Consider the following 7,239-nt stretch of genomic DNA (forward strand, 5'->3'; position numbering starts at 1 on the left):
TTACGGCTTCGTTTCACAGATTCTTAACGGCAACAAACTAAGGCTGAGTCCAGCTGACGCAACCACTATTACTCGATTATTAAAAAACAAATGCCTGTCCTACTGGATATTGAGCGAGCTTGAGGGATGGTCGGCTAATAGCAGCGCTATTCGGCTATTTTTCAACGATGTATAGCGACTAAAATATACAGTTAAAATGGGGAAGTTATTTTGACTGCATTACTAAGCCCAATACAGAAAAATGCAAGGTGTAAAACCTAGAAGAACCCAATCCCAAGAGCCTTTATACCTACATTTCTACCCCCAGCAATTCTATCACTCGTATTTCATCATTTTCGCGGTGCACCTTGTACACATGCTCATAAATCAAAGGATCGTTTTCGTTGGGCGAGCCAAAAATCAAACGAATATTTTTATGATTGGTAAAATCAATCAGTTCGCGCAAGTAACGGTCAGAAAGCTTGCCTACTTCGTCGATCAGGCAATGAATAAAATAGTCATCGTTGCCCTTAAAAGCGTTCTCTTTAAATACATTCAACAACGTGATATAAATCATTGCTTTTACCAACACATCGGTTCCCTCAGATCCCACATTGGCGAGGCGTTCTACCCAGCCCGTATTGTTGTTGTTTTCCTGTACCCTAAAATACAGTTCAAAAGTATCTTCAATGGTGACATACTTTTTGCCCTGGTTTTCTATTGCCTTCTTTAGCTCAGTAAGCAATGCAATCGACTGCTTGTTTACTGTAGCCTGGTCGTCAGCAGTGGCTACGGCAGGCGTATACAGCCGTAGTTGGTCGGTTAGTACGTGCGCTTGCTCAAAGGCACGAATTTTTTTCAACACATTGATCAATCCCGATTTTTTCTCCCGATAATCGAGGGCAATAGACTTGACTACCCCCACAAAGTTAGACTCGCTAAAATCATCGTTGATGCGTTCAATCGTTTGGCTGATCTCATCCGACTTAGCTGATAGGTTTACTATATCTTTAGAAATCAGGTCAATCAGTTTGCTATGTTGTTGCTCTAGCTGTTGTTGAATAATGTCTATGCGGTTTTGTACTAAAAACGGTTTCAGTTTGTGGCGTACAAAATCTTTGTAATCTATTTCGGTGGCAAACTTGCGCGGAAACTCCAGGCGGTTATCTGCCGAAAACAAGCCCGTAAAACTATGCGTAAGCTTCTGAAAACGGTAATTGTCTTCAATCAAACGTGTATGACGCAGATTGAGGTCTTTCATCAACTGGTCAATGTTCAATACCTCACGGTCTTCGGCATCAGGGCTTTCTATCCATCCTCGCAAAGGGGTAAATACATCGGTAAGCTTAAACTTATCTTCAAAATACAACAATTCGTTTTCCAGTTGGTCGTGGTATTGACGATTTTGCTGCATACTGGCATCCAGTTGTGCCAATTGAGCTTTGTGGCGGGTGGTCAATTGTTTGAAGCTTGCCTTTTCATCGTCCAATGCTTGTATCTTAGTATCCAGGTTTAGTTTTAGCCCCGTTTCTTTGTCCAACAACCGCTCCTTATCCAACTGGTACAAATTGACCAAAGGTGTAATGTCATGGTCTATGTGGTGCAGTTTTTCGGTAAGTTGGGCTATTTCCTGTTCTATTTGGGTTAACTCATCCTTGTCTATATCTCGCCCTGCCACCCGTTCTTCACGTTGCTTTGCCAAGGCTTGCTTCTGCGCTTCATAATCTGCCATTGCCTCATCTTGGTGGCGTTGAGCCGTTTCCAAGGCTTGATCTTTCGTGTTCTGAATGGCGCCTATTTGTGCTGCTTTTTCGTTATTGAGGCGGGTAGTTTCAGCCTGTTGTTTTTGTTGCCATTCGTTCAACTGAATCTGCGCCTGCGCCAACTCATCGCGTAGCGTCTCCTGCTTTTCGTTGAGCTGGTCAAGCATGGCCTTTTTTTGTTGTTCGGCGCGTTGTTCAATGTCCAACAATTCGTTTTGGCGTTCCTTGTTTTTCAGCTGTGCCTGTTCGTTTTGGTATTCGTTTTTTTGAATAAGCCCCTGCCATTCTTTTATTTTAAGGGTATGGCGTTGTTTTGCTTGTTCGGTTTGCTCCTGAAAATGTTTACTGTTTCCAAGCAACTGTTTTTTGGTTTTATTCAAACTTTCCAGCAATTGTTTCTTATCCTGGGCATAGTCAGCCAAAGTTTTCATTCGTTTGCCAATGGCAGACAAATCAATATTCAGCCCCCAAAAATCACCTTTTGGCGAAGGGGTGAGCGCAGGAGACAAATCTTTGCGAAACAGTAACTTTTCGTCAATTACCTGCCCTATATCTTGTGTCCAGTTGGGTTTTTCCTGTTCCAAAAACTCATACAATGAGCCCTCAAACCCCTCAAGTCGATGGTCTACTTCGGTTATTTGTTGTTGTAAGTGGGTAAGCTTGTTTTCCAATGTTTGTTGTTCCAGACGGTGGGTGTTTTCCAACGACTCCAGCGTGTTTTGGTACAGGGCTTTTTCGTGGTTTACATCCTTATTTAGTAGCTTGTTTTCTTGTTGACGCGCCTCTGTCTCCTTATGAATGTTTTCTATTAATGCCTTTATTTGAGCCATTTCGTCAGCAAAAAACACTTGTTGCCTTGCCTGGGTTATTTCGCGTTCACAATTGCCCAGCCTTTGTTTTAACTCTGTTATGAGGGCATCGCTTTCGCTGAGTTTTTCTGCATAGTTTTGTTGGGTGGCATGCATACTTTCGTCAAACTGAAGTTGAATTTCATGTGCCTTTGCCTGTGCCTCTCGTTCTATGGTATTTTGCTGTTGACCAAAACGGTTTTGGGCGGCGCTTTTTTGGTTTTCGAGGTCTTGCAATCCCTGTTCAAACATTTGTTGTACATCGGCAATAGCCGCCGTTGCTTGGGTCAACTGTTTTTTAAGGTTGGTCAATTGGTTGTGCAAGGTGGGGCGTTGTTGGTGTAACTCCAGTTTTTGTTTGATGCCCTGATACTTTTGTTTTAGCCCATCTATCTCGCGCAGCTTTCCTTTTATTTCGCCAATAGCTTCTTTAAACAGGTCAGTATTTTTGTCAAAAGTATGTTTTTCCTTTTCATAGCCTTCGCTTAATTTTTGGCGTGCGTCGTTTTCCTGATTAAGCAAGCGACGCAATTCCCCTATCTTGCGATTGGCATTTTGCACACTGTTGCCCAGTTGTTCTGCATCGCGTTTTTGTTCTCTTTTGAGCACCTCCAGGCTATCAAACATTGTCACCACCTCTTCGGCCATGTCTTTGTGCTCGTTAAAGTTGGTCACATCGTCGAGTCGGTCGCTAAACGAGGCAAGATGACGACGCAAAGTATCGAGATCAATCTTAGGATTTTCATCCATTACCGCCTCCATAATGGCATTTTTGATATAGTCGGATTCTAGTCTTGAACTCAAAAATACGTTCGACACCGTTTTAGGAATGTTGCCAATTTCTTTGCGACGCAAATAGCCCCTGGTAGGAATCAAGCTATATTTTCGCCATTTTTTCTCGCGCGATGCTCCGTACAATACTTCCTTGTAGGTAGCCGAGCGCTCAATGGTTTCTTCAAAATGAATGTGTTGTTCGTGCAAGGTTTGCAATACCTCGTCGAGCGGTTTTATGCGGGTATCTTCTATATAAACACTGGCATCATAAGGCGCATCTATAAATCTATAATGTACCCGGTTGTTTTTTCGGAAGAGCAAAATATGGTAGTAGCCATCATCGCGTTTTACCTCGTATATAATGCGGGCGTTGGGTTGCTGAAAGTAGTACTCAGTAAAACTCAATTGGTCGCGGCGAATCCCTAACTGGTAGCGATTGTCGGGGTTGTAAAAGTACAAAATAGCCCGGAGCACCGTAGTTTTTCCAAAACCATTAGACCCCACAAAATGAATATTACCATCCACCTTCATCTCGGCATAACGTACTGCTGTACTATTGATCAAAACTATTCTGTTCAAATGTCGCTTCATGGCTACCTCCTGTTATTTTTAGCTTTTAAACCAGACCGCTAAAATATAGGTTTGCTTTTAATTACCCAAGTTACGCCTCCCTTAGCCCCAGTTTTTATTTCTATTGTCAAATATCATAGTCCACAGTCCCGACAGGGGCAAGCTTCAAGTCCTTGGATACCGATGCATATCGGTGCTACACCCTGTTTAACTCCGTTGAGCTCATCACAGCAAGCTGTAGATTCGGTTCACAAGTAACCACACTTTTTTATCACACTGATTTTCAGTTATTTACAAAAAGCGTAGTTAGAAGTTTTTAGTCAATAAAGTTGCCTCGAATTTTATTGCCCCAAAAAACCTCACTCAGGTTTTACAAATGACGATCTGGCCCCTTTGTTTTTTTTCAAAAATGCCTCACTAATTTTAGCACTTTTTTAACATAGTATAAAGCTTGTTTTTGTTTTAAAATGATCAGATATTTGTAGCTTTTTGTACTTCATATTTCTACGAGATCGCCAACTACAAGCATTTTTTACAACTCAAAACAAGCAACATTCTGTCTATTGTATATTGAGTGAGACCAGTAGCCTAAAGTTGGATGATTTCTAAAGCCACGTGCACTATCATTCACCTATATCAAAGTAAAATATGCAAAAGTTATTTAAAAAATCAGGTTTGATTTTACCTAACCAAACTATGTACCAAGACAAAATTAAACACACCTAATATGCAAGTGTAACTATCATATTATGAGAGAGTTATCTTTACTTGTCGCTTATGGCTAATTGCACCGATATTCATCGGTATCTAAGGACTTGCTGCTACTTACCAAACATTTATTTTCTAAAACAAAACCAATAACCATAAACATGAGATTAATTAAAACAATGTTGTTCCTGTTCTTAAGCTATTATGGAACTTATGCACAAAACATCGCATCTAACAGCGATTTGACCGTACAAACCATCAAACCCTCAAGTTTGAACCATTCGAAAACCAAAGGTTATCTAGAGTATCTGCCAACAGGCTATGACACTGAAAGCCAGAAAACTTATCCCTTAATTATTTTTCTTCATGGGAAGGGCGAAAGAGGCAATGGGGCATCTGACCTTTGGAAAGTAACCAAGCATGGGCTACCCAAAAAACTAGAGCAAGGTATTGATATGTGCTATGATGTACAAGGAGAGCAAAAATGCTTTATTGTAATTTCTCCTCAACTTGATGGAGGGGCAAGTAGCTGGGGGGCAGGCATTACCGAATATGTGCTGAATTATGCCATGCAAAACTATCGGGTAGACCCTAACCGAGTGTACTTGACTGGACACAGTCTTGGAGGCATTGGAGTATACAAACACGCGCCTAACAACCTCAACGCCACTAACAAATGGGCGGGCATTGCGCCAATAGCAGCCAATGGACTGAACCCAGAGGGTGGTTGTGCCATTTCTTCCCGAAAAATTAATGTAAGGGCTTTTCACGGTGACAGTGATGGTATCATAGGCTTGCCAGGCGGAAAATATGCATTTGACAATATTGTAAACTGCCAAAACCCTGCTCCAGTGGCTGATTTAGATTTTGTAGTTTTTGAAAACACTGGGCACAATGGTGCTCCTGCCAAAGCTTATGACCCCCAAGTAAAATATGAAAACCAAAATCTTTATGAGTGGTTTTTGAGCCATACTTTGAACGAATACAACAATCAACCTCCTGTCATCGACACACGCGATTCGGTTTTTGTATCAGAGGGTTCTAATAGCTTCTCTTTGACCGCCAGCAACAGCTACGACCCCGAAGGTGGTTCACTTACTTATGCTTGGACGCAGACTTCGGGTAACTTGCTGATAATCACGGGGCAAAACACTGCTACTTTAAATGCAAGTGGTGTTTCGGCAGGAGACTATTTGTTTAGCTTGCAGGTAACCGACAATGGAGGAGCTTCTGCCAATAAAACTGTATTTGTGCGGGTTTTGGGAGCAAACAACCTCATCAACGAAAAAGTAGAACCTCAAAAAAATACTCCTTATTTAGAGTATCTTCCCTCTAGCTATAGGGCTATTGGCACCCCTCACCCTGTATTAATCTATTTGCACTCGCAAGCAGCCCAAGGTACCAACATAGATTTGATAAAACAAGAAGGTCCTATGTATTACCTAAATCAGCAGCAGCATAATTTTTGTTTTGACGTGAATGGCACCGAAAAATGTTTTGTAGTAATTGCCCCTCAGGTAACAAAAGGTTTTTATAAAGGACGAATAAATGCTTTGTACAACCACATTATACAAAACTACAATATAGACCCTGCTCAAGTATACATTACAGGGTTTGCTGCAGGAGGTTCAAATATTTATGCACGTTTGTTAGATGCCGAAAACAGCCCTAACCGATATGCAGGAATAGGCATTGTAGGGGCTAAAATAGGCAACGCCAATGCTTCAGCCATTGCAGCACTTGGAGCTACCATCTGGATAGGGCACAGCCAAAACGACGAAGTAAGCCCCTATGCGCCAGTGCAGGCTTTTGCCGATCAATTGGCACTTGAAAACACCGCTGGCAACACCAAATTTGTCTCTTATGAGTCGTTTACCAATCAGGCTTCGGCAGCCACTGCCTTCAATCCATCTGAAGCACAGTCTATGTATGCTTGGTTGCTCAACCCTAGTACTCAAATGCGTAAGCGTCAACTGCCTTTAAGCCCTACTCACAAAGATATTGTGATAAGCACGGGCAAAATAACGTTTGACAAAGCAACCCAAAATACCGAAGTTAAAATGTACAGTGCCACAGGTAGGGCTATTTCTACCGCAAAGGTGCAAAGATTTTTGGCATACCCTGCCTCGCTAGAAAATGGCGTTTATGTCTACAAAATTATCGAGAATGGCGCGTTGGTGCAAGAAGGGCGTATCCTGAAAATGGACTAAGTAACGTGCTCAAAATAAGTTTTTGGTTTTCAGGACAAATACGTGCAACTGACTGAGGTATTTAGCCTTTGGCAGAGCTGCAGCTATCGGGTGTGCCTGAAACAAAGCAAAATAAGCTTTGTATGCTATGACTAAGATGGTGGTAGCCCCACCAAAGGCGATTTACAGGAATAGCCTTTAAACCACTCTACGGTGCTATTACAGTATGAGCAACAATATAGCCATATAACCATCAAAATAAGTAGGTCTGCGTAACTTCAGTTAGTAAGTATGTACCAAGACAAAATTAAATATACCTAATATGCAAGTATAACTATCATATTATGAGAGAGTTATGTTTACTTGTAGCTTATAGCTAATTGCACCGATATTCATCGGTATCTAAGG

General features: G+C 41.6%; 2 protein-coding genes. One reads left to right on the forward strand and one right to left on the reverse strand.

From position 1 onward, the window contains the following. Positions 1-289 precede the first annotated feature (289 nt). Entirely contained in the window at positions 290-3,955 is a 3,666-nt protein-coding gene (locus Q0954_RS32040) for an ATP-binding protein (protein WP_299465460.1), read from the reverse strand. 848 nt (positions 3,956-4,803) lie between these two features. Here Q0954_RS32040 and Q0954_RS32045 point away from each other — a divergent pair. Then, complete coding sequence (locus tag Q0954_RS32045) at positions 4,804-6,852, forward strand: PHB depolymerase family esterase (RefSeq protein WP_299465463.1); 2,049 nt, start codon at positions 4,804-4,806, stop codon at positions 6,850-6,852. Positions 6,853-7,239 lie beyond the last annotated feature (387 nt).

The sequence above is a fragment of the uncultured Microscilla sp. genome (assembly GCF_947493425.1).
Lineage (GTDB): Bacteria > Bacteroidota > Bacteroidia > Cytophagales > Microscillaceae > Microscilla.

Excerpts from the sequence above, each read along its gene's own strand:
- Q0954_RS32040 (WP_299465460.1), bottom strand. The coding sequence starts at position 3,955 with ATGAAGCGACATTTGAACAGAATAGTTTTGATCAATAGTACAGCAGTA.
- Q0954_RS32045 (WP_299465463.1), top strand. The coding sequence starts at position 4,804 with ATGAGATTAATTAAAACAATGTTGTTCCTGTTCTTAAGCTATTATGGA.